Consider the following 19,735-nt stretch of genomic DNA (forward strand, 5'->3'; position numbering starts at 1 on the left):
ATCACATATCCGACTTGTAGCGTTGCATGAAACCTCGGTCGATCCGGTCCTTCCAGCGGGCAACCCAGCGCCCAACAACGGCCAATCCCCATTTGTCGGCAATCGCCTGGCCGTTCGGCAGCGATATCAGCACCAACCAGGATCGCTGCGGGCGATAGGCTTCGAGCGGCTCCCCCTTCAGACTGCGATGGATGTTGTCCGCAAGGACTGGGCCCTGACGGACTGCAAAGACACCCGCCTTGGGACGTGGATCAGCCAGAGATGCCACGTCACCGGCGGCGAAGATATCCGGGTGCGACAGGGAGCGAAGGCTTTCGTCGACGCGGATGAAACCTCCTGCATCGAGCAGAAGCCCGGTCTCCCGCAGGAACCCTTGTGAACCGCTCGAGGTCGTCCAGATGACTTCGTCGGCGACAAGCCTCCGACCATCTCGCGCGACGACTTCGCCGTTTTGAAAACCGACCACGTCAAAAGTCGGATGGTGGGCGATCCCTGCCACCTGCAATTCTTTCTCCACCAATTGCCGTGCTCGAACGCTACGCTCCGGCACTGGTACCGTAGACCTACCGATCAGCGCAATCTCGACATCCCGGCCGGCAAATCTCTGCTTCAGGGCGAAAGCGACCTCGACCCCCGCCACCCCCTGCCCCACGACTGCGAGCCTCACGCTCTCGCCTGCAGCGATGAGAGCGTCGAGCCGTCCGAGGCGATCGGTGAAACTTGAAATCGGCTTGACGGAAATGCCGGCTGATATCCCCAGCGGCAACGACGGCGTGGAACCGATATCGACGGAAAGGTAGCGGTAGCCGACGGCGCCGCCCTCTGCGAGGCGCACGATGCGTTCTTCGGGATCGATGTGCCTGGCAGATGTTTCGAGAAAGGTCACACCGAAGCGCAAGCACAATGCGGCCAGATCGATATGAAAGTCGTCAAAACTGTAGACGCCGGCGATATAGCCCGGGAGCATGCCGGAATAAGGCGCAAATCGGCCAGGGGAGACGAGCATCATCCTCGCCCCGAGACCCAACTGGCCAAGCCTCCGGATCACCTCGACATGCGCATGGCCACCACCGAGCAGCAGGATCTCGGCGTTGATGCCGGCGTCTTCATCCATGATCGTTCCCCTGATCGCCAAGCCGATGCACCGGTCCGCCCGCCGCCTCCGCATCGGCCTCGTCATGCGTGACAAGAATGACCGGCAGACCGGCGCTGCGAGCGCGGTCAAAGACGAGTGAGCGCATCTGGTTGCGAAGCGCCATGTCGAGTTTGGAGAAGGGTTCATCGAGCAACAGCAGGCGGGGTTGCGAGACCAGGACACGGGCGAGCGCCACGCGCGCCTTCTGGCCACCTGAAAGCGTCGCCGGATCGCGATCCTCAAAGCCCGGTAACTCCATCTCCCGAAGGATCTCGGCTGCCATCCGCCATCTGAGCTTCCGGTCCGAAACCTCGCCGGGAATGGCGAAGGCAACATTGGCGCCGACGGACATATGCGGAAAGAGCAACGGATCCTGGAAGAGGATACCAGCCCGTCGCTGCTCCGGCGCAAGCGCCAGAAGATCAACATCACCAACGGAGACGCCACCCTCCGCATGAAAGGCAGGCTCGAGAAAACCGCCGATGAAGGAAAGCAGTGTCGATTTCCCTGAGCCCGAAGGACCCATGACTGTGAAAATCGAGCCAGGGGGCACTTCTGTATCGAGCGCGATCAGCCTGAAATCTCCGAGGCAGATCACGATGCTGGAGAGGCGAAGGCCCGTGGCGACCTGACTTTGCGGCATCATCACACCCTCATCTCACGACGGTTGCGATGGAGAAGAACCGGCAAGAGCGCGGCAAGCACGAAGGCGAGGAAGGGGAGAATGGTCTGCAACAGGGCATAGACTCCGATGACGCGGCGGTTGTTGCCGGAGGCGAGTGCGACAGCTTCCGTGGTGATGGTAGTCAGCCGCCCCTCCCCGATCAGAACCGTCGGCAGATATTGCCCAACCGAGACCGCGAAGCCGACGGCAAGAGCGGTCAGGATGGGGCGGATCAGCATCGGCAGGCGGATCGACAGGAGCACCGAGAGACGTGAGCGGCCGAGCGCGGTGGCGATGATTTCATAGCGGCGATCGAGCGCCCGCCACGGATCGGCAAGGGACAGGAATACGTAAGGCAGCACGAACACAAGATGCACCAGGATGAGAGCGGTGAGGCGTTGATCACTGCCGCTACCGACAAAGAGCAGCTGAAGGCCGAAAACGAAGGCGATCTGCGGCACGATGAGCGGCAGATAGAGGAGCAGCAGGCTCCTGTCACCGCCCCGTCGTCCCGTCTGGATTTCGCGCTCTAGGCAGCCGACAGTCAGCACCACCGCGATCAGCGTCGAGGCAAGCCCCGCGATCAGCGTCGTCACGAGGGGATCGCCGATGCGCGGAAGGGTCGTCATCCAGCTGCGCAGGGTGAAATCGCGCGGCAGAAGATCTGGAAACTGCCAGAGGCCAGCGAGCGACCAAAGACCGAGGAGGAAAAGACCCGCGAACACGCTTGCGCCTATGATGGTGACTGCGATCATCGCGAGCCTGCGGACCGTCAGGTCATGCACGAAACGATAGCCGCGATCGCCGAACGATCTCAGCAGTATGGTGCTCAATCTTTCCAGACCGAACCATGCAAGCAGTGCGGTGAGGGTGACGCCGAGCTGTAATACGGCACCGGCCGACGCGAGAAACCGCACGGAAAGGTCAGGGTCGTTCATCCACTGCACGAGACGCGTGGCAAGTGTGCCGGGCAGATTGGGGCCGAGGATCACGGCAACGTCGACGACCGAGGACGAGTAGGCAATGACGGCATAAACAGCGAAACGGATTTGCCGGTAGAGCGCTGGCCAGAGCAGATAGACGAAACCCGCAATCCGCCCATAGCAGAAAGAGGCTGCCAGCCTGCGGGCAGCAGTGAGGTCGACCTGCGGCAGAGCCGCCAAGGTCACCAGGAACAGGAAGGGCGTTTCCTTGATCACAAGGCCGGCGATCATGGCCAGCCCCCAGGGATCATGCGGAATGAGAATGTCGGGCGGCCGCTCTATTCCGAAAAGCGGCGCCACGAGCCGAATGAGAAAGCCGGAGGGCGCGATGAGGAAGGCGAGCCCGAAGGCCGCGGCAGCATGCGGCACGGCGAGAAGCGGTGAGATGATGTGCTGGATGCGCGCAAGAACGGGTGTCCCGGCAAAGCCCGCGACAAACAACAGGGTTATACCGAGCGAGAGGATGGTGGCGACAAGCCCAGTAACCAGACTGAGAACGGCAGCCGGAACAAGCCCCGGCGTAGCAACGAGAGCTCGGAAAGGTTCAAGGCTGAGGCCCACACCGCCGAGCGCAGGCAGGTAGCCAAAGGCTGGCAGGAGCGTTCCGAGAAGGCCGAAGGCGATTGGCAGCAGCAACAGGCCGAGCGTAAGCAAGACCGCGCTTCTAGGAAGAAGCGCGGTCAAACGATCGACAAAACTGCGAGCCTTCAGACTTCCCTGCACGGCTCAGTTGCCGCTGGCATAGCGTCGACGCCACTCGACTTCGATCCGCTCCATCCAGCTGGCATGCGGCTCGGCGATAACGGGTCCCAGCTTTTCAGGCGAAAGCGTCGCAACGCCGAGATCGAGTGCTGCGAAGGCAGAACGATCGGCATCCGGCAGCTTCGCCATCGAAAGGACGGTCGGGTCACCCCAATAGGTCGGATCCTGCTTGCGCAGCTGCGCCTCCGGCGAAATCAGGAAATTCGCCGTCAGCAGCGCACCTTCCTTGGCATTCGCATTGTAGGGAATGGCAACGAAATGGGTATTGCCGAGTGTGCCGCCGGAGAAGGTGAAGGATCGCACCGTGTCGGGAAGCTCCCCTGCCTTGATGCCGGCAGAGGCTTCCGACGGATTGAAGGCGAAGATGATGTCGAGTTCGCCATCGGCGAGCTTCTGCTTCATGTCCGGATAGTTTTGCGGAAAGGCCTTGCCCGACCGCCATGCGGCGTCATGAAGCTGGTCGAGATAGGCAAAGAGCGGCTCGACGTCCCGTTCGAAACTTGCCTCGTTCACCGGTTCGGCAAGCTTGCCCGGATCGTCGATCACTTCACTCAGCACCTGCTTGAGGAAGGACGAACCGATGAAATCAGGCGGAGCCGGATAGGAGAAGCGCCCGGGGTTCTTCTTTGCCCAGTCGAGCAGTTGGCTTGCGCTGTCAGGCAGGGTTGAGGCGTCGGTCCGGGCGCTATCATAGAAGAAGACCATCTTCGCGCCGCCCCAGGGGCTTTCCAACCCCTCCGTCGGCTCGGTGAAATCGGTCAGGATCGTCGGCTGGTTGTCGACATCGACATAAACCCAGTTCGGCAAGGAAGTCGCCCAGCCCGGTGTCAGAAGCAGCTCCTGCTGCTTCATCGAAACGAAGTTCTCGCCGTTGATCCAGATGAGATCGACGGAGCCACCCGCGTCCTTGCCGGCGGCTTTCTCGGCAATCACCTTGGCGACCGCACTCGCGGTGTCATCGAGCTTCACCTGGATGACGGTCACTCCGTAGCGCGACTGCATCTCGGCGCCGACCCATTCGAGATAGGCGTTGATGTTCTCCGACCCACCCCAAGCGTTGAAATAGACCGTCTGGCCGGAAGCGCTCTTCTCGATGGCAGCCCAATCGGAAAGATCCGGGCCGGACGCAAGTGCTGGCAAACCGCTGGCGGCCGCGATGAACCCTGCGGCGAAAATCCCTGTCATTAATCGCATGATCTGCCCTTCTCCCTGAAATTGACCTTATGGCATTCGAGCACATTGGCTCTTTTTTCTGGAACTACGCTCGTGATGTCCGACGGATTTCATGATGGTCGTCCAGACTGGATCCGTCGTCTGGCCAGCGCGGCCTCGATCTCGGCACTCGGCAGCGGATCCTCCGCAGCCCCAGCCAATACGGCAAGATCGCGGGTTATCCGCATTTGCTCGACGAATGCCCGGCATCCCCGACACATCGCCAGATGAAGACGGATGTTCAATCGTGGCCACAAGCCCAGTTCGCCATCGATCAGAAGGCTCGCCCGTTCGGCGACTTCGCTGCATCGAAACATGGCTTAAGCTTCCCCCAACCCTGTGATCTCACTGTTCATCGCGAAGCACCCCGCTTGCGGATCTGCCGCACCACGGTCGGGATCAGCGCGACAAGCGCCAGCGCGAAAAAGGCGAGCGTGATTTCCGGGGTGACAAGATCCGAGATCTTCGCTTCCTGGCCGCTCTCCTGTGCGGCCAGGAGGACGCTGTCGACACCCTGCCCGAGATAGGCATAGGCAAAGGTGCCGGGCAGGATGCCGAAGAACGTCGCCGCGAAAAAACGGCCAAGGCTGATGTCGAAAAGAGCTGCGGCAATGTTCACCACGAAGAACGGAAAGACTGGCGCCAGACGGATGACGAAGAGGTAGCCGAAAGCGTTTTCGCGGAAGCCGTCGGCAAGCTTCTTCACGACACCGTCGACGCGATGGCGAAGGAAACTGCCGAAGGCCGATCGCGTCGCAAGGAAGAGCATCGAGGCCCCGACCGTGGCACCGACCGCGACGAGTGCGCCACCGATCATCCAGCCGAACAGAAAGCCGCCGAAGATGGTCAACACCGAAGCGGCCGGGAAGGAGAAGGCGACGGCGGCAATGTAGATCCCAAGGAAAAGCATTGCCGACCAGAGGAAATTGGCATCGACATAGGCCCTCAGGGCCTGCCTCTGTTCAGCGAGAAATGCCAGACTGAGATAGTCCTGCAGGCCAAAGGCATAGCCCAGAGCAAGGCCAGCAAGGACGACGACCACAGGCGTAAACCGCCAGATTTTGCTTCTGCGGGCCGTGGTTGGTGAGGCGGGCTCGTTCGCATCCGACGATAGATGGCCGGGGCGAGACGCGTTGCGTTCAGTCATGGACATCTCCAGAAAAGCAGTCGACGCGCTGTAAGACCGCATCGCCAGCGACGACAGACACGGCATGGTCACTATGACTTGATGGGGGCGAATGCGGCTGGACTTTAAAGATGATTGTTTCGCTAATGGCCGCCGGATTGATGTGAGGGGCGGCGTGACGCAGGTCGAAGGGGATGATCAGGCTCTGGTTTTGCGCCTGGTGGATGGCGATGCTGCGGCTTTCGACATTCTTTATCGGCGCCACAATGCCGCGCTTATCCGTTTCTGCACCGGCATCGTCCAGCACCGGCACCTTGCCGAGGAGGTCGTTCAGGACACATGGATCGCCGTGCTCGGTCGCATCGACCTTTTCGAGGGCCGCAGCTCGCTTGCCAGCTGGATCTACACCATCCTCATCAACAAGGCGCGCAGCCGCGCCAGACGCGAAGGACGCACCGTCTTCTTCGACGATCACGCCAGTGGCGACAGCCTGGCAGACGCATTTGACGGTCGCGGCCACTGGCGCCAGATCCCGGAACTCTGGGAGAACCTGACCCCGGAACGTCACATCGAGGGTCGAAGCGTGCTGCAGCACGTCGAAGAGGTGATCGACACTCTGCCGCCGACGCAACGGGCCGTGCTCATCCTTCGCGGCCAGCAGGAACTCGACCCCAGCGAGGTATGCGCATTGCTCAACATCAGCGAAGGCAATATGCGCGTTCTCTTGCATCGCGCCCGGCTGGCGGTCCGCAACGCACTCGACCGCTTGAACGCGGTCAGCTGAAACGGCGTGTCGAGCCTTCATCGCGGCCCCTGAGAGAAAGCGACCCATCCCTGACGCCAGCGAATGACAGTGGTCAGCGCACAAAGCGCGGCAAAACCGTAGGCGATCAGCGCAAAGCTCTCGGGGAAAAGGCACATGGCGACAAAGACGGCGATCGTCTCGAAACCCTCCGCCAGACCGCCCGCATAATAGATGCCCTTGGTCGGAAACTCTGGCGCGTTGCGGCCAAGCTTTGCTGCGACCGCCGAAAAGGCGAGAAAGGAAGAGCCCGTGCCGACGAAGGAGACGATGAGTATCGCCGCCGGCAGAGCGTTGTCCTCTGGCGAGGCGATCGCAAAGCCGAGCGGCATCAACGCGTAGAAGACCATGTCCAACGCGATATCGAGATAGGCACCGCGATCCGTCGGCCCCTGAATACGCGCAACCGCACCATCGAGGCCATCAAAGCCGCGATTGACGAGGATAAGTAGAAGCGCGGCCAGCCAGTATCCGAAGCCGAGGGCCGCAAAGGCACCGAACCCGGCGATAAAACCGACGACGCTGATCTGATCCGCCCGCACGCCGCGCCTCGCAAGAAACTCGGCGATTGGTTGGAGCGCCGCCTTTTGCAGGGGCAGGATCTTCGCATCGATCATCCACGCCTCCAGGTCTGGAAGCGCTCAAGCAGCGACAGCAGAAAACCATTGATATGCGCGCGCCGCCACTGCCCGGCCACCATCTTGTTCGCTTCGGCCAGCGTCGGGTAGATGTGGATCGTGCCGAGGATCTTTCCGAGCCCATGGCCGTGCTTCATGGCGAAGACGAATTCCGCGAGCAGATCGCCTGCATGTTCGCCGACGATGGTGACGCCGAGGATCTTGTCCTTGCCGGGTACAGTCAGCACCTTGACGAAGCCATGTGCAGAGCTGTCGGCGATTGCCCGATCAAGATCATCGATGCCGAAGCGCGTCACCTCGTAGGGGATGTTCTTCTCCTTTGCATCCGTTTCAGAGAGGCCGACGCGCGCCACTTCCGGGTCCGTAAAGGTCGCCCAGGGGATGACCGAGTAGTCGGCCTTGAAGCGCTTGAGATCACCAAACAGCGCATTGATCGCGGCAAACCAGGCCTGATGCCCGGCAACATGCGTGAATTGATAAGGCCCTGCCACGTCACCGGCGGCCAGGATGTTCGGGTGGAGCGTCTGAAGATAATCGTTGGTCTCGACAACCCGATCGACCTTGATACCGAGTTCCTCGAGCCCGAAGCCCTTCAGACGCGGCGCGCGTCCGACGGCGACGATGATCTCGTCAAAGCCGATACGGTCCCGGCCGCCGGGATGCTCCACCTCGATCCATTTGTCGTCGCCATCCGTGCCGCAGGAGACCGCTTTGTGGCCAGTCAGCACCTGCACACCATCGGCCTTCAGCGACGCCTCGACAAAGCCGGCCGCGTCTGGATCCTCGCGCATCATCACACGCGGGGCCATCTCGATCTGAGCGACCTGCGAGCCCAGCCGGGCGAAACTTTGTGCGAGCTCGCACCCGATCGGCCCGCCGCCGAGAACGACGAGACGACGCGGCACCTCCGGCCGGTCGCGCAGCCGCTCCCATAAAGTGTCGGAGGTCAGATAACCGACTTCAGCCAGGCCCGGGATCGGAGGCACGAAGGGTTGCGCGCCGGTTGCGATCACGATCGCCCGCGTCGTCAGCCGCTGTGTACCGCCGCTGCTCAGCGCAATCTCCACCGTCCACGGATCGATCAGCTTCGCATAGCCCTGGAGAACCTCGACGCCGAGACCCGTATAGCGCTCGACGCTGTCATGCGGTTCGATCTCCGCGATCACCTTGTGGATCCGCTCCATAACAGCCGAGAAGGGAACCTTGGGTTCGACCGCTTCAAGACCGTAATGATCGGCATTGCGCATCTGATGCGCCACCTTGGCACTCTTGATCAGAGCCTTGGACGGAACACAGCCGAAGTTCAGGCAATCGCCACCCATCTTGTTGGCTTCAACGAGCGTCACCTTCGCCTTGGCGGCGGCTGCGATATAGGCGGAGACGAGCCCGGCCGAGCCCGCACCGATCACGACGAGGTTGCGATCGAAGCGCTTGGGCTTTGTCCAGCCAGTTGCTAAAGCGCCTGGCATTTGGTCTGTGCTTGTCATTGACGGTTCCGCTGACGCGTTGGGGGTTACACGGATTAGACGGCGCAGACTGCGTTTCGTTACGCTCTTTAGAACATTTTTTTCGCAGGCACCGAGGATAGGCTCGGGAATGGATCAGCGATCCCGTTCCGGAAGGAAGGGCCCCTCACCCCAGACGATCGATCTCTCGTGGCGCTCGATCACCTTCTTCAGGTCGGTGAATTCCCGGACGATATGTTCCTGAAACTTGCGACAGGCCGGGTTCGGATAGGTCTTGCGCTTGGTGATGATGCCAAGCGTCCGCTCCGGCTGAGGGATATCGACGGGCACGATAGAGATCTTGTTCTCACCCTTGAAGGAAAAGACCACCGAATGCGGAAGGATCGCCAGCGCATCGGTCGAGGCGATGTAGTTGACAACCGACAACAGGGAGCCGCCGGAATAGCGGACCTGCAACTCGCTGATCCCCAGCGTGATCAGGATATTGTGCAAATCAAGCACCAGAGGCGAGCCAGGAAGCGGCGCGACCCAGGGATAGGTCATGATATCTTCGATGCTAAGCCGCCGCTTCCTCAGCAGCGGATGCCCGACGGCACAGGTCAGGACGTTGCGCCCCGGCAGGATCGGCTGAAACTCGAAGTCGCTCTTCAGGTCCGTGCTGCCGATCGGGGTGATGGCAACGTCGATCTGGCTGGAATCGAGCTCGGTCAGCAGATCTGGCAGGTTGCCGTAGGACTGCTCGACCATGATGTCGCGCTCGCGCAACTGGAAACTCGCGATCATCTGGGAAATGACGGCATCCATAAAGAAAGGCACACCGCCCACCTTGATCCGCCCGGTCGTGCCTGACTGGAAACTGCGGACGATCTCCACCGCCTTGCGCGATGCGGCCAGGATCGAGCGACCCTGGATGGCCAGCTGCTGGCCGAGCGGTGTCAGTTGCAGTGGGCGCTTGCCTGGCGTGAAGAGTGGTTCACCCACCCGGCGCTCCAGCATGGACAGTGTCCGCGAAACCGCAGGCTGTGTCATGCCGAGCATGGCAGCACCCTCCGTGACACCACCGGTTTCGGCGACGGCTGCAAGCTGGACGAGATGACGCTCATCGATCTTCATAGCGATCTGCTATATCGAGCATAAGCAATTTTATCAACAGACGGCCTTGCGCCCTCTATAGTCTGACAATTGGAGTAGATCCGCTCCGACGCGAGGAGAACGGGTGCGGCACGGTTAGCCGCTGGAGGGCCCGTGTGTCGGGGATCGGCGCGATCCGTATATTTGCAGTTTCTGGAGGAGAAGAAACATGTCGTTCATCTCGGGTTATCATCACCTCACGCTGAGCACCGACGGCGCTCAGGAGGACTATGACTTTTATACAAAGACACTTGGCCTGCATTCGATCAAGCGCACCGTGCTTTTCGATGGCACGATCCCGGTCTACCACCTTTACTACGGTGCCAAGAGCGGCGACCCCTCGACCATCGTCACCACCTTCCCCTTCAAGAAGCCCGGCATCTTCGGCAAACGCGGCACGAACCAGTCGAAGATCATCCAGCTGTCGATCCCCGTCGGTTCGGCCGATTTCTGGGTCGACAGGCTGAACGAGCGCGGCATTCCTGCCGCCAAGACCAGCCGCTTCGGCATCACCCGCGTGGCGCTCGCCCATCCCTGCGGCATCGACCATGAACTGGTCGAGAGCCCGGCGGACACCCGCCCGCCGATCACCAACGAGGCCGAGGGCATTGGCGAGGTACAGGGCATCCGCGGCATTTACGGCGCAGCCATCGCCGTCTTCGACCGCACCTCGATGGACGACTTCCTGACGATTGGCATGGGCATGAAGAAGGAAGCCGACAGCGACGAGGGCCTGATGTTCTCGGTGCCGAACAATGGTGGTCCGACGAGCATGGTCGAGGTGCTTCACCAGCCGACCGGGCCGCAGGGCACCTGGACGCTATCGGGCGGCACCATCCATCACCTCGCGCTCAACACGGTCAACGAGGAGAACCAGCTGAAGCTCAAGGCACATATCGAAGGCCTCGGCTTCACCGACGTCTCCGACCAGAAGGATCGCAACTACTTCAAATCCTGCTACGTCCGCTCGCCAGGCGGGGCGCTCTTCGAGATCGCCTGGTCGGTCGAAGGCGGCTGGGCGAAGGACGAGCCGGCCGACGCCATCGGCTCGACGCTCGTCTTCCCGCCATGGTTCGAGGATCGCCGCGAAGAGCTGATCGCCGGTCTCGAACCCGCCAACTTCTGATCCGGAGGCGATCATGGCCATCCATGGCGAGCCGCTATCCGCAGGAGTTGGACCCGCGGAGGCCGAGGTACTCTGCGTCTTCGTTCACGGGCGAACCCAATCGCCCGAGGACATGATCGAGCAGGTCGTCGGGCGGCTCTCGGTGCGCGGCGTATCCTTCTGTCTGCCACGCGCCACAGGCAATTCCTGGTATGCCGCGCGTGCCACCGATGCCCTGACTGACCCGACGCGCAGCGAACTTCAGGCCTCGCTCGACTATGTCAACGGGCTTGTGGGGGCCCTGCGACAGGCAGGCGGTCCGGAAAAACCGCTCTTGATCGGTGGCTTCAGCCAGGGCGCCTGCCTGTCGCTCGAATATGCCATGGCCTTCGGGCCATGGAACGGCGCGATGGTCAATCTCACCGGCTGCCGTGTGGGTCAGGCGGCGGACCAGCGTCCCGCACGCGATCTCGACGGCATGCCCGTCTATCTCTCCGGCTCAGATCAGGATCCCTGGATCCCGGTCTCGGCTTTCGCAGAAGCCTCGGAAGCGCTTGGGAGGGCGCGTGCGAGGCTCCGATGCGAACTCTTTCCGGGACGCATACACCAGGCGTCCGAGATGGAAGTCGCAGCATTGGACGCGATCCTGCACGATCTTGCGGAGGGAAGCCGGCCATTTCGCCGCGTCGCGGCATAGTTTCACAAACACAACTGGGAGGAGGACAGCATGATTACGCGCAGAAAACTGCTGAAGGCGGGGGCTGCTACCGGTCTCGCCTATGGTTTCGGGGGCCTCGCCGCACCGGCGATCGCCCAAGGGGCCAAGATCAAGCTCGGCTATGTCAGCCCGCAGACCGGGCCGCTGGCAAGCTTCGGCGAGAGTGACGCCTACAACATCGCTTCCTTCCTCGCGACCGAGGCAGGCAAGAACTTCGAGATCATAGTCAAGGACAGCCAGTCAAACCCGAACAGGGCGGCGGACGTGGCGAAGGAACTCATCCTCTCGGACGAGATCAATATGATGCTGGTCGCCTCGACCCCGGAAAACACCAATCCGGTCGCCACGACCTGCGAGGCCGAAGGCATCCCGTGCATATCCACCAAGGCGCCGTGGCAGCCCTGGTTTATCGGGCAGCAGGGCAATCCGGGCGATCCACAGAGCTGGAAACCGTTCGACTTCGCCTACCATTACTTCTGGGGCCTGGAAGACGTCATCGCCGTCTTCACCAACATGTGGAGCCAGCTTGACACCAACAAAAAGGTCGGCGGCCTCTTCCCCAATGATGCAGACGGCAATGCCTGGGGTGATCCGAATGTCGGCCTGAAGCCGGGCCTCGCGCAGGCCGGCTTCGACCTGCTAGATCCAGGCCGTTATCAGAACCTGAGCGACGACTTCACCGCCCAGGTCAACGCCTTCAAGGACGGTCAGTGCGACATCATCACCGGCGTCGTCATTCCGCCTGACTTCACCACTTTCTGGAACCAGGCCAAGCAGCAGGGCTTCAATCCGAAAGCAGTGACCGTCGCCAAGGCGATCCTCTTCCCGCAATCGGTCGAGACGCTTGGACCCGCAGGACACAACCTCTCCTCGGAAGTCTGGTGGTCGGCGCAGCATCCGTTCAAGTCATCGCTGACGGGCCAGAGTGCAGGCGAACTTGCAGCCGATTTCACCGCCAAGACCGGCCGCCCCTGGACGCAGCCGATCGGCTTCATCCACTCGCTGTTCGAGATGGCAACCAATGTCATGGGACGCGTGGACGACGTGACGGATGCCGAAGCCGTGGCAGCGGCAATCGCCTCCTCCAGGGTCGACACGATCGTCGGTCGCGTCGAATGGAACGGCCAGGGCGTGCCGCCCTTCGCGGCGAAGAACGTCACCAAGACGCCGCTTGTCGGCGGTCAATGGCGTCGCAAGGACGATGGCACGTTCGATCTCGTCATCGTCGACAACAAGACGGCACCGAACATCCCGACCGCCGGCAAGATGGAAGCGCTTGCATGAAACAAATGGGCCCGCCCTCGCGGGCCCGTTAACTGCCCCAGACCACGGCTTCCTCGTGCCGTTTGATCAGGTGCTTCAGGTTGTCGAAACCTGAGCGGATGAAGGCTGAAAACTGCTCGACCGCCGGAGACCGCGGTGCATCGACACGCCTGAGGATGGCAAGCGCGCGCTCCGGATGTGGAATGTTGATCGGCAGGGCCGTGATCGTCTTTTCCTTGCGCTGCGCAAAGACCACGCTATGCGGCATCACGGTCAGCGCGTCCGCCGCTTTCAGATAATTGACCACACTCGCAAGCGACCCGCCCGAATAACGGATGCGGATCTCAGTCGCGCCGAACGAGAGCAGCAGGGCTCGCAGGTCTGCCAGCAGCGGACTGCCAGGCGGCGGGGCCACCCAGGCATAATCGAGAAGATGGGCCGGCTGCGGACGACGTTTCAGGAGCAGCGGATGCGTGACCCGGCAGGCAATGACATTGCGGCCAGGCAGGATCTGCTGGAAGGCAAGGCCCGAGCCCTCATCCAGAATATCGATCGGGCAGATCGCCAGATCGATCTGGTCGGCCTTCAGAGCAGCACGCAAATCCGGAAAATAGCCATAGGACTGGTCGATCCGCACATCAGGATGGGTCGCCTGAAACTCGGCACACATGCCGGCAATCAGCGAATCCATGAAGAACGGGCTGCCGCCAACCCGCACCACGCCGCTTTTGCCGACCCGGAAACTTTCCATCAGATCGGAAGCCTTGCGGGAGGCAGCCAGCATGGCAAGCCCATGTTCCGCCAGCGCAATCCCGAGCGGCGTTGGCTGCATTGGGCGCCTACCCTTGATGAAGAGCGGTTCGCCAATTCTCTTTTCCAGCATCGACAAAGTGCGTGACACAGCCGGCTGGGCCAGCCCCAGAAGGGCTGCGCCTTCGGTTACACCGCCGGTTTTGACCACGGCAGCCAGCTGGATGAGGTGTCGCTCGTCGAACTTCATAACGGATTGTTATATTGGCTCCCAAACAAATCATCAATCCTGCATGCGAGCCCTGCTAGTTTCCTCTCGACCAGCAATGCGGATTTGGGAGGAGATGCATGTCGCGGGCCGCAGACCTCATCACCTTCAATGAAGCGACCTCTGCCGAGGCTTTCACGAGCCGCTTCGGCACAACCGATGACGCAAACGCGCGCCTGCTCTCTGCCGTGGTCTGCCATGTGCACGATCTCGTCAAGGAATTCCGCCCGACACCGGAGCAATGGCGCAAAGTGCTCGACTTCCTGACCGAAGTGGGGCACGCCTCGGACGAACGCCGCCAGGAATGGGTGCTGTTTTCGGATCTCGTCGGCGCTTCGGCGCTTGTGGAAGAGATCAACTCCCGCCGCCCGTCCGGCGCCACCCCCAACACCATCCGCGGGCCGTTCTTCCGGACGGATACCCCGGAGCGGGCACTGGGCAGTTCCATCTCGCTCGACGGCGAAGGCGAGCCGCTGCTGGTCGAGGGCCGCGTCGAAGATCTGGACGGCCTGCCGATCACCACGGCTGAAATCATAACATGGCAGGCGAATGCCGAAGGCTTCTACGAGAACCAGCAGCCGGATCTGCAGCCCGAATTCAACCTACGGGGTCTGTTCCGCCCAGATCAGAACGGCAGGTTCCACTATCGCACGGTGAGGCCGGCAGGTTACGGCGTCCCCGGTGACGGTCCTGTGGGGCGGCTGTTCGCCCAGGCGGGCTATCCGCTGCACCGTCCAGCGCATCTGCATTTCGTCGTGCGGGCACCCGGCTTCGAGACGATCACCACACATATCTACGATTCTGAGGATCCGAGACTCGGTGAAGATGCGCTGTTCGGCGTCCGACCCGAACTGGTGCATCCGTTCGAGCAGACGGAGATCGACGGAAAACCCACCTCGCGCATCAGCGTCAAGTTCGTCATGGTCCGCGCACGGCCCGGGAGGGGAAAATGAAGAGCTTCACCTATGCTGGCAGCCCGGCGCGTATACTTTTCGGCTCCGGCCGCAGCGCAGAGGTTAGCGGCGCCGTGGAAGCCCTCGGCTGCCGCCGTGCGCTGGTCCTCGCAACGCCGCACCAGAAGGCGGATGCAGAAGCCCTCTCCGATCGGCTCGGAGCCCTCTCAGTTGGTGTCTTCTCGGGTGCCGTCATGCACACACCCGTCGAGGTGACGGAGAAAGCGCTGAAGGTTGTCAGGGACACCGAAGCCGACTGCGTGGTCTCGCTCGGTGGAGGCTCCACAACCGGGCTCGGCAAGGCAATCGCCTATCGCACCGATCTGCCGCAGGTCGTCATCCCCACGACCTATGCCGGCTCCGAAGTCACCCCGATCCTTGGCCAGACCGAGGGTGGTCGCAAGACCACGGTCCGGAACGCAAGCATCCTGCCGGAAGTGGTGATCTACGATCCGGACCTGACCCTAGGTCTTCCGGTCGGCATGAGCGTCACCAGCGGTCTCAACGCTATGGCCCATGCCGTGGAGGGCCTCTATGCTAGGGATCGCAACCCGGTCTCGACGCTGATGGCGCTCGACGGTCTACGGGCATTTAGGGATAGCCTTCCGGTTCTGGTGAAGAGCCCTGAAGCCACCGAGGCGCGGGCGGAAGCGCTCTATGGCGCCTGGCTTTGCGGCACGGTGCTCGGCACTGTCGGCATGGCGCTGCACCACAAGATCTGCCACACGCTGGGCGGCTCTTTCGACACGCCCCATGCCGAAACCCATGCAGTCATGCTGCCGCACACGGCCGCCTTCAATGCAGAGGCTGCAGAACAAGAGCTCAAGGCAGCAGCCGAGCTCTTCGGCGGCTCGATCGGTGGTGGCCTCTGGGATTTCGCCAAGTCGATCGGCGCGCCGTTGTCGCTCAAGGATTTCGGGCTTGTTGAAGCCGATCTCGATCGCGCTGCCGATATCGCCACCGAAAACCCCTACTGGAACCCGCGTCCGATCGACCGCGCGTCGATCCGCACACTTCTGCAAAAGGCCTGGGAGGGCGTCAGGCCCGACTGACAGAGACGACATCTCGCGCAGAGCGCACTCTTTGGGAGGAGAGACGATGATGGGAGGAAACATGTTCACGAGACGCAAATTCCTGCAGACGACGGCAGCCGGCGGCGCCGTGCTGGCGACCTCGGGCCTTGCCGCCCCGGCGATTGCGCAGTCAGCAGCGGTGAAGCTCGGCTATGTCAGCCCGCAGACGGGCCCGCTCGCGGGCTTCGGTGAGGCCGACAAATTCGTCATCGACAGCTTCCTCGCGACGACGAAGAAGATGGGGCTGAACTACGAGGTCATCGTCAAGGACAGCCAGTCCAATCCGAACCGTGCCGCCGAAGTCGCCAAGGAACTGATCGTCGACGACGAGATCAACCTGATGCTCGTCTCCTCGACGCCCGAAACCACCAATCCGGTCTCCACCACTTGCGAAGCCGAGCAGGTCCCCTGCCTGTCGACGGTTGCCCCCTGGCAGCCCTGGTTCATCGGACAGCAGGGCAATCCCGGCGACCCTGCGAGCTGGAAGCCATTCAACTATGCCTATCACTTCTTTTGGGGCCTGGAGGACATCATTGCGGTCTTCACCGGTATGTGGGGTCAGATCGAGACCAACAGAAAGGTCGCTGGTCTCTTCCCGAACGACGGCGACGGCAATGCCTGGGGCGACAAGGTCGTCGGCTTCCCGCCGGTGCTGGAGAAGCTCGGCTATGGCCTGACCGACACCGGCCGCTACCAGAACCTGACGGACGATTTCTCCGCCCAGATCAACGCCTTCAAGCAGGCCGAGACCGAGATCCTAACCGGCGTGATGATCCCGCCTGACCTCACCACCTTCTGGAACCAGGCCAAGCAGCAGGGCCTGAAGCCGAAGATCGCCTCGATCGGCAAGGCGCTGCTTTTTCCGCAGACCGTGGAAGCCCTGGGTGATGCCGGCCACAACCTCTCGACCGAAGTGTGGTGGACGCCGTCTCATCCCTTCAAGTCCTCGCTGACAGGCGAAACGGCTTCCGATGTGGCCGCCGCCTTCACCACGGCAACCGGCCGCCCGTGGACACAGCCGATCGGCTTTGCCCATGCGCTCTTCGAACTCGCCGTCGACGTGATGAAGCGCGCGGAAGACGTGACGGACGGCGATGCCGTGGCCAAGGCGATCGGCGAAACCAAGCTCGACACGCTGGTCGGTCCCATCGCCTGGAACAACGCCAACCTGCCGCCCTTCGCCCAGAAGAACGTCGCCAAGACCCCGCTCGTCGGCGGCCAGTGGCGGCTGAAATCCGGCGGTGGTTACGATCTGGTCGTCGTCGAAAACGGCCAGGCACCGAACATCCCGCTCGGCGGCAAGATGGAAGCGTTGAGCTGAACCCTGTGAAGCATGTGGCTGCGGTGCCCGTGCTTGTCGGGGCGCCGTTGGCCTGACGGAGGAGTGTCCATGCCGATTCTGGAACTGAATGGTGTGTCGAAATCCTTCGGGGCCCTGGTGGTCGCCGAGGATATCGGCTTTTCCGTCGAACCCGGCGAAGCGCTGGGCATCATCGGACCGAACGGCGCCGGCAAGTCGACGCTGTTCAACCTGATCACCGGCAACCTCTCCGTCGCCAAGGGCACTGTTCATTTCGATGGTCGCGACGTGACCAATGTCCCGCCGATGCAGCGCTGTTTCGCCGGCATGGGCCGCACCTTCCAGATCCCTCAGCCCTTCGAGCGACTGACGGTCTTCGAAAACCTGATCGTCGCCGGCGCCTTCGGCAGTGAAAGCGGCGAAGCCGAGGTCGCGGAATTCTGCGCCGAGATCCTCGTCGAGACCGGCCTGATCGCAAAGGCGAACCGCCCAGCGGGCAGCCTGACGCTGCTCGAGCGCAAGCGGCTGGAACTCGCCCGGGCCCTTGCCACCAGGCCCAAGCTTCTGCTGCTCGACGAAATCGCCGGCGGGCTGACCGAAGGCGAGTGCCGGCAGCTCGTCGCAACGATCAAGCGCGTTCACCAGCGCGGTATGGCGATCATCTGGATCGAGCATGTTCTACACGCCTTAAACGCGGTCGCCGAGAAGATCCTGGTCCTGAACTTCGGGCGGATGATCGGCCATGGCGATCCGCAGACCATTATGAACTCGCGCGAGGTGCGCGAAATCTATCTGGGCATGGAGGTCTGAACCATGAGCCTCATCGAAACGAAGAACCTCACCGCCTTCTACGGCGACTTCCAGGCCCTGTTCGGTGTTAACATCGTCCTCAATCCCGGCGAGACGATCGCCGTGATCGGCGCAAATGGCGCGGGCAAATCGACGCTGATGCGCTCGATAGCAGGCGTGCTGCGCAATGATCCTGCCGCCGTCCTGCATCGTGGCCAGCCGATCGGCGCGCTCGCAGCACCCGATGTCATGGCCCGCGGCATCGCGCTCGTTCCCGAAGGTCGTCGACTGTTCCCCTCGCTGACGGTCGAGGAAAACCTGCTCGTCGGTCGCCACGGCCGAAAGGTGAGCGGTCCCTGGTCGCTCGAAACAGTCTATGAGCTCTTCCCGATCCTGAAGGAGCGTCGCCGTAATCCCTCGACGGCACTCTCAGGTGGCCAGCAACAGATGGTCGCGATCGGCCGGGCGCTGATGTCCAATCCGGAGGTTCTGCTCTGTGACGAGTTGAGCCTCGGCCTCGCTCCTGTCGTCATAAAGGACATCTACGCCGCCTTCCCGCGCATCCGCGAAACGGGTGCGGCCATCGTGATCGTCGAGCAGGACATCGCCCAGGCGCTGAAGGTCGCAGACCGCGTTTATTGCATGATGGAAGGTCGGGTCACCCTCGAGGGGCGTCCCGCAGACCTCGACCGCGCCGATATCCACGCAGCCTATTTCGGAGCGGAACCCCATGAACTGGCTTGATACCATTCTCCAGGGCATTCTGCTCGGCGGGCTTTATGCCCTCTTCGCCGCGGGCCTCTCGCTCGTCTTCGGCATCATGCGGCTGGTCAATCTCGCCCATGGCGACCTGATCGTCTTTGCCGCCTTCCTGATCCTGCTGCTCGTCTCGACGCTTGGGCTCAATCCATTCCTGGCGGCCCTGATCGCGGGACCGCTGATGTTCGGGATCGGCTACCTGCTGCAATATCACCTCCTCAACCGGACGCTGGGCAAGGATATCCTGCCGCCGCTTCTCGTCACCTTCGGCCTGTCGATCGTCATCCAGAACGGACTGCTCGAAGCCTTCACCGCCGACAGCCAGCGCATCCCCGCAGGCGCACTGGAACAGGCCTCGCTCTCGCTCGGTGGCATCAATGCTGGCGTGATGCCGTTGCTAACCTTCGCCTCCGCGATCCTGGTGATCGTCGGCCTGAACCAGTTGATCTACAAGACCGCCCTCGGCCGTGCCTTCCGCGCCACATCAGACGATGTGGTAACGGCCGGCCTGATGGGCATCCGTCCGAACCAGATCTTTGCCATCGCAACCGGGCTCGCCATGGTGATCGTCACGATCGCCGCTCTCTATCTCGGCACCCGCGCCAATTTTGATCCGACAGCCGGGCCGGCACGTCTGATCTACGCCTTCGAAGCCGTCATCATCGGCGGGCTCGGCTCGCTCTGGGGCACGCTTGCCGGCGGCATCATTTTAGGCGTGGCCCAAACCGTCGGAGCCGCCATCAATCCGGAATGGCAGATCCTCTCGGGCCATATCGCCTTCCTGCTCGTCCTGCTGTTCCGTCCGCGGGGTCTCTTCCCGCGCGCTGTCGATTGAGGT

The 19,735-nt window shown here is 62.1% G+C and carries 20 protein-coding genes; 10 read left to right on the plus strand and 10 right to left on the minus strand.

The features are described from left to right. Position 1: 1 nt before the first annotated feature. The 6 genes from GH983_RS16165 to GH983_RS16190 all read right to left on the minus strand — a co-directional run bounded on the left by GH983_RS16165 (position 2) and on the right by GH983_RS16190 (position 5,903). Positions 2-1,114, minus strand: coding sequence for an FAD-dependent oxidoreductase (locus GH983_RS16165; RefSeq protein ID WP_153762927.1), 1,113 nt, complete (start codon positions 1,112-1,114; stop codon positions 2-4). Further along, a complete protein-coding gene (locus GH983_RS16170; protein ID WP_153762928.1) occupies positions 1,107-1,781 on the minus strand; it encodes an ATP-binding cassette domain-containing protein in 675 nt (224 codons plus the stop codon). Before GH983_RS16170 ends, GH983_RS16165 begins: the two co-directional genes overlap by 8 nt. Continuing rightward, on the minus strand, positions 1,781-3,436 hold the full coding sequence (locus GH983_RS16175) for an ABC transporter permease (RefSeq protein WP_246727409.1): 1,656 nt from the start codon (positions 3,434-3,436) through the stop codon (positions 1,781-1,783). The genes GH983_RS16170 and GH983_RS16175 overlap by 1 nt, the downstream gene beginning before the upstream one ends. Positions 3,437-3,508: 72 nt before the next feature. Then, the gene (locus tag GH983_RS16180) at positions 3,509-4,741 is read right to left on the minus strand and encodes an ABC transporter substrate-binding protein (RefSeq protein ID WP_371418492.1); all 1,233 of its coding nucleotides are present in this window, start codon (positions 4,739-4,741) and stop codon (positions 3,509-3,511) included. Between the two features lie 86 nt (positions 4,742-4,827). Then, complete coding sequence (locus tag GH983_RS16185) at positions 4,828-5,073, minus strand: zf-HC2 domain-containing protein (RefSeq protein WP_082347534.1); 246 nt, start codon at positions 5,071-5,073, stop codon at positions 4,828-4,830. Positions 5,074-5,108: 35 nt separating this feature from the next. Beyond that, positions 5,109-5,903: a TVP38/TMEM64 family protein gene (locus GH983_RS16190; RefSeq protein ID WP_153762930.1), complete on the minus strand. Its 795-nt coding sequence runs from the start codon at positions 5,901-5,903 to the stop codon at positions 5,109-5,111. A gap of 154 nt (positions 5,904-6,057) precedes the next feature. On the opposite strand from GH983_RS16190, the gene GH983_RS16195 reads away from it, so the two are divergent. Further along, positions 6,058-6,666 carry an RNA polymerase sigma factor gene (locus GH983_RS16195; RefSeq protein WP_054147760.1) on the plus strand — a complete coding sequence of 203 codons (609 nt, stop codon included), beginning with the start codon at positions 6,058-6,060 and terminating at the stop codon, positions 6,664-6,666. 17 nt (positions 6,667-6,683) lie between these two features. Here GH983_RS16195 and GH983_RS16200 read toward each other — a convergent pair whose 3' ends face one another. The 3 genes from GH983_RS16200 to GH983_RS16210 form a co-directional block, all read right to left on the minus strand. After that, on the minus strand, positions 6,684-7,301 hold the full coding sequence (locus tag GH983_RS16200) for a CDP-alcohol phosphatidyltransferase family protein (RefSeq protein WP_153762931.1): 618 nt from the start codon (positions 7,299-7,301) through the stop codon (positions 6,684-6,686). Next, a complete protein-coding gene (locus GH983_RS16205) occupies positions 7,298-8,809 on the minus strand; it encodes an NAD(P)/FAD-dependent oxidoreductase (RefSeq protein WP_246727410.1) in 1,512 nt (503 codons plus the stop codon). Before GH983_RS16205 ends, GH983_RS16200 begins: the two co-directional genes overlap by 4 nt. A gap of 114 nt (positions 8,810-8,923) precedes the next feature. After that, positions 8,924-9,901, minus strand: coding sequence for a LysR family transcriptional regulator (locus GH983_RS16210; protein ID WP_054147758.1), 978 nt, complete (start codon positions 9,899-9,901; stop codon positions 8,924-8,926). 187 nt (positions 9,902-10,088) lie between these two features. Here GH983_RS16210 and GH983_RS16215 point away from each other — a divergent pair, with 187 nt between their 5' ends. Genes GH983_RS16215 through GH983_RS16225 form a run of 3 tightly spaced genes read left to right on the plus strand, consistent with a single transcriptional unit; the run spans position 10,089 to position 13,026 of the window. Then, positions 10,089-11,045 (plus strand): VOC family protein, encoded by a 957-nt coding sequence (locus GH983_RS16215; RefSeq protein WP_054147757.1) that lies wholly within the window; start codon positions 10,089-10,091, stop codon positions 11,043-11,045. Positions 11,046-11,058: 13 nt separating this feature from the next. Further along, the gene (locus tag GH983_RS16220; RefSeq protein WP_194842731.1) at positions 11,059-11,721 is read left to right on the plus strand and encodes an alpha/beta hydrolase; all 663 of its coding nucleotides are present in this window, start codon (positions 11,059-11,061) and stop codon (positions 11,719-11,721) included. A gap of 30 nt (positions 11,722-11,751) precedes the next feature. After that, entirely contained in the window at positions 11,752-13,026 is a 1,275-nt protein-coding gene (locus GH983_RS16225) for an ABC transporter substrate-binding protein (RefSeq protein WP_153762932.1), read from the plus strand. Between the two features lie 28 nt (positions 13,027-13,054). Here GH983_RS16225 and GH983_RS16230 read toward each other — a convergent pair whose 3' ends face one another. Next, positions 13,055-14,005 (minus strand): LysR family transcriptional regulator, encoded by a 951-nt coding sequence (locus GH983_RS16230; RefSeq protein ID WP_153762933.1) that lies wholly within the window; start codon positions 14,003-14,005, stop codon positions 13,055-13,057. Between the two features lie 98 nt (positions 14,006-14,103). Here GH983_RS16230 and GH983_RS16235 point away from each other — a divergent pair, with 98 nt between their 5' ends. From GH983_RS16235 to GH983_RS16260, 6 genes are all read left to right on the plus strand, one after another. After that, positions 14,104-14,976: a dioxygenase gene (locus GH983_RS16235; RefSeq protein WP_153762934.1), complete on the plus strand. Its 873-nt coding sequence runs from the start codon at positions 14,104-14,106 to the stop codon at positions 14,974-14,976. Further along, complete coding sequence (locus GH983_RS16240) at positions 14,973-16,028, plus strand: maleylacetate reductase (RefSeq protein WP_153762935.1); 1,056 nt, start codon at positions 14,973-14,975, stop codon at positions 16,026-16,028. The genes GH983_RS16235 and GH983_RS16240 overlap by 4 nt, the downstream gene beginning before the upstream one ends. A 61-nt stretch (positions 16,029-16,089) precedes the next feature. Then, positions 16,090-17,370: an ABC transporter substrate-binding protein gene (locus tag GH983_RS16245; RefSeq protein ID WP_153762936.1), complete on the plus strand. Its 1,281-nt coding sequence runs from the start codon at positions 16,090-16,092 to the stop codon at positions 17,368-17,370. A 69-nt stretch (positions 17,371-17,439) separates the two neighbouring features. Further along, a complete protein-coding gene (locus GH983_RS16250) occupies positions 17,440-18,159 on the plus strand; it encodes an ABC transporter ATP-binding protein (protein WP_153762937.1) in 720 nt (239 codons plus the stop codon). A 3-nt stretch (positions 18,160-18,162) separates the two neighbouring features. After that, positions 18,163-18,882, plus strand: coding sequence for an ABC transporter ATP-binding protein (locus GH983_RS16255; RefSeq protein ID WP_153762938.1), 720 nt, complete (start codon positions 18,163-18,165; stop codon positions 18,880-18,882). Continuing rightward, positions 18,869-19,732 carry a branched-chain amino acid ABC transporter permease gene (locus tag GH983_RS16260; RefSeq protein ID WP_153762939.1) on the plus strand — a complete coding sequence of 288 codons (864 nt, stop codon included), beginning with the start codon at positions 18,869-18,871 and terminating at the stop codon, positions 19,730-19,732. Before GH983_RS16255 ends, GH983_RS16260 begins: the two co-directional genes overlap by 14 nt. The last annotated feature ends 3 nt before the right edge of the window (positions 19,733-19,735 follow it).

The organism is Agrobacterium sp. MA01 (assembly GCF_009650195.1).
Lineage (GTDB): Bacteria > Pseudomonadota > Alphaproteobacteria > Rhizobiales > Rhizobiaceae > Allorhizobium.

Excerpts from the sequence above, each read along its gene's own strand:
- GH983_RS16260 (WP_153762939.1), top strand. The coding sequence starts at position 18,869 with ATGAACTGGCTTGATACCATTCTCCAGGGCATTCTGCTCGGCGGGCTT.
- GH983_RS16210 (WP_054147758.1), bottom strand. The coding sequence starts at position 9,901 with ATGAAGATCGATGAGCGTCATCTCGTCCAGCTTGCAGCCGTCGCCGAA.
- GH983_RS16185 (WP_082347534.1), bottom strand. The coding sequence starts at position 5,073 with ATGTTTCGATGCAGCGAAGTCGCCGAACGGGCGAGCCTTCTGATCGAT.
- GH983_RS16165 (WP_153762927.1), bottom strand. The coding sequence starts at position 1,114 with ATGGATGAAGACGCCGGCATCAACGCCGAGATCCTGCTGCTCGGTGGT.
- GH983_RS16250 (WP_153762937.1), top strand. The coding sequence starts at position 17,440 with ATGCCGATTCTGGAACTGAATGGTGTGTCGAAATCCTTCGGGGCCCTG.
- GH983_RS16225 (WP_153762932.1), top strand. The coding sequence starts at position 11,752 with ATGATTACGCGCAGAAAACTGCTGAAGGCGGGGGCTGCTACCGGTCTC.
- GH983_RS16190 (WP_153762930.1), bottom strand. The coding sequence starts at position 5,903 with ATGACTGAACGCAACGCGTCTCGCCCCGGCCATCTATCGTCGGATGCG.
- GH983_RS16245 (WP_153762936.1), top strand. The coding sequence starts at position 16,090 with ATGTTCACGAGACGCAAATTCCTGCAGACGACGGCAGCCGGCGGCGCC.
- GH983_RS16230 (WP_153762933.1), bottom strand. The coding sequence starts at position 14,005 with ATGAAGTTCGACGAGCGACACCTCATCCAGCTGGCTGCCGTGGTCAAA.
- GH983_RS16220 (WP_194842731.1), top strand. The coding sequence starts at position 11,059 with ATGGCCATCCATGGCGAGCCGCTATCCGCAGGAGTTGGACCCGCGGAG.
- GH983_RS16255 (WP_153762938.1), top strand. The coding sequence starts at position 18,163 with ATGAGCCTCATCGAAACGAAGAACCTCACCGCCTTCTACGGCGACTTC.
- GH983_RS16200 (WP_153762931.1), bottom strand. The coding sequence starts at position 7,301 with ATGATCGATGCGAAGATCCTGCCCCTGCAAAAGGCGGCGCTCCAACCA.
- GH983_RS16205 (WP_246727410.1), bottom strand. The coding sequence starts at position 8,809 with ATGACAAGCACAGACCAAATGCCAGGCGCTTTAGCAACTGGCTGGACA.
- GH983_RS16240 (WP_153762935.1), top strand. The coding sequence starts at position 14,973 with ATGAAGAGCTTCACCTATGCTGGCAGCCCGGCGCGTATACTTTTCGGC.
- GH983_RS16235 (WP_153762934.1), top strand. The coding sequence starts at position 14,104 with ATGTCGCGGGCCGCAGACCTCATCACCTTCAATGAAGCGACCTCTGCC.
- GH983_RS16170 (WP_153762928.1), bottom strand. The coding sequence starts at position 1,781 with ATGATGCCGCAAAGTCAGGTCGCCACGGGCCTTCGCCTCTCCAGCATC.
- GH983_RS16215 (WP_054147757.1), top strand. The coding sequence starts at position 10,089 with ATGTCGTTCATCTCGGGTTATCATCACCTCACGCTGAGCACCGACGGC.